This window comes from Corallococcus llansteffanensis (assembly GCF_003612055.1).
GTDB lineage: Bacteria > Myxococcota > Myxococcia > Myxococcales > Myxococcaceae > Corallococcus > Corallococcus llansteffanensis.
On sequence record NZ_RAWB01001097.1, the window covers coordinates 1 to 862 of the forward strand.

Below are 862 nucleotides of genomic sequence, written 5' to 3' on the forward strand. Positions count from 1 at the left end.
TCGACTTCGCGCGTGACACCTGCATCCACGACGCCTTCGCCGCCCAGGCACGCCTCACGCCCGATGCACTGGCCGTCGTGTGCCGCGACGAGCAGCTCACCTTCCGGGAACTCGACGCGCGCGCCAACCAGCTTGCCCATCGCCTCAAGGCGCTCGGCGTCGGCCCCGACGTGCGCGTGGTGCTCTGCGTGGAGCGCTCCGTGGAGGCCCTCGTCGGCATCCTCGGCACCCTCAAGGCCGGTGGCGCCTACGTGCCCATCGACCCGAGCTACCCGCGCGAGTGGCTCGCCCACGTCCTCCAGGACACGGGCGCTCCAGTGGTGCTCACCCAGCAGCACCTGCGCGGCACCCTGCCCCCGCACACCGCGCACGACCTGTGCCTCGACTCGGACGCCGCAGAGCTTGCCCGGGAGTCCGACGTCGCCCCCGAGACAGCCGTGTCGCCAGAGCACCTGGCCTACATCATCTACACCTCCGGCAGCACCGGCCGCCCCAAGGGCGTGATGATTCAGCACCGCTCCGTGCTGAACCTCCGCCTGGCACTGGCGAGCACCGTCCACGCCGACGCGCAGAAGGCAGAGCGCGTCAGCGTCAATGCCCCGCTGTCCTTCGACGCCTCCGTCAAGCAGCTCATCCAGGTGCTGGACGGCCACACGCTCTGCATCGTCCCGGACGAAGCGCGCGCCGACGTGGGTGAGTTGGTGAAGCGCATCGGACAGGACGCGCTGGACGTCCTCGACTGCTCGCCCGCGCACCTGCGCCTCCTCCTGGAAGAGGGCCTGCTGGCGCGCGAGTCCATTCCCCGCCGCGTCCTCGTGGGCGGCGAAGCCGTGGACCCCGCGACGTGGAGCCACCTCGCGGC

1 protein-coding gene is annotated in these 862 nt (G+C 71.2%); it reads left to right on the forward strand.

Annotation, left to right across the window (positions count from 1 at the left end):
* Window positions 1–862: AMP-binding protein (locus D7V93_RS43555; protein WP_147451703.1), on the forward strand; the 862-nt coding region annotated here is incomplete at both ends.